Genomic DNA, 1,071 nt, shown 5'->3' with positions numbered 1-1,071 from the left:
AATTATACTATAAATTCAACTTTGCAACAGAACCCTTTAGGAGGCACTACTGGGTAGATCGTCTTTTCAATAATTTTATCCTGCTCTAATTCTCTAAGTTGTCTTATTAACATGCGCTGATTGATATCAGGTAGTTTATTTTGTAACTCACTTAACCTTAAATGTTCACTTTGCAAAAGATGGTAAACAATAGCGGTTTTCCATCTTCCACCAATTACAGACAAAGCTAAATCTTTAGATGTATAAAACTCTTTGTTATTATACTTAATTAACAAAATGCCGCCTCCATTTTATATAGTGACAAAAATGTCAGTATTGTTATTTGTTGTGAATAATACCATAATATCACTATAAAAAACTAGAGAGGAGAAAATTTAATGAAATTACAATTAGCGATCGATTTATTAGATCAAAAAGAGGCAGCAAAGCTTGCTCAAGAAGTAGAGGAATTTATTGATATCGTAGAAATCGGAACTCCAATTGTTATCAATGAAGGATTATCTGCGGTTGAACATATGAGTAAGTCAGTGAATAATACACAAGTATTAGCAGATTTGAAAATTATGGATGCTGCTGCATATGAAGTAAGTCAAGCTGTAAAGTTCGGAGCTGATATCGTAACAATTCTTGGTGTTTCGGAAGATGCTTCAATTAAAGGTGCTATCGAAGAAGCGCACAAAAGCGGTAAAGAATTATTAGTTGATATGATTGCGGTTCAAAATTTAGAACAACGTGCAACTGAATTAGATAAAATGGGTGCTGACTATATTGCTGTGCATACGGGTTATGATTTACAAGCTGAAGGTGTATCACCTTTAGAAAGTTTACGTACTGTCAAATCAGTTATTTCAAATTCAAAAGTAGCTGTAGCAGGTGGAATCAAACCGGATACAATTGAGGAGGTAGCAGCTGAAAAACCAGATTTAATTATTGTTGGTGGCGGTATTGCAAATGCTGATAATCCAAGAGCTGCTGCTAAACAATGTCGTGATATAGTTGGTGCGAATTCTTAGTTAACATCACTATTTAAAGAAAATAATTAACAATTAGTGCCCCCCGCACTATTGCAAT

1 protein-coding gene and 1 pseudogene are annotated in these 1,071 nt (G+C 33.9%); one reads left to right on the top strand and one right to left on the bottom strand.

Annotated elements, in window-relative coordinates; all coding sequences use genetic code 11:
- Positions 1-35: 35 nt before the first annotated feature.
- Positions 36-275, bottom strand: a pseudogene (locus HMPREF3270_RS10970) (winged helix-turn-helix transcriptional regulator); the annotation flags it as partial.
- A 102-nt stretch (positions 276-377) separates the two neighbouring features.
- Here HMPREF3270_RS10970 and hxlA point away from each other — a divergent pair.
- Positions 378-1,013: a 3-hexulose-6-phosphate synthase gene (gene hxlA / locus HMPREF3270_RS10965; protein WP_070849392.1), complete on the top strand. Its 636-nt coding sequence runs from the start codon at positions 378-380 to the stop codon at positions 1,011-1,013.
- Positions 1,014-1,071 lie beyond the last annotated feature (58 nt).

It is taken from the genome of Staphylococcus sp. HMSC65H10 (genome assembly GCF_001839185.1).
Taxonomy (GTDB): Bacteria; Bacillota; Bacilli; order Staphylococcales; family Staphylococcaceae; genus Staphylococcus; species Staphylococcus simulans.
Note: the sequence above shows the minus strand (reverse complement) of the source record. Positions and strands in the feature narration are given on the sequence as shown.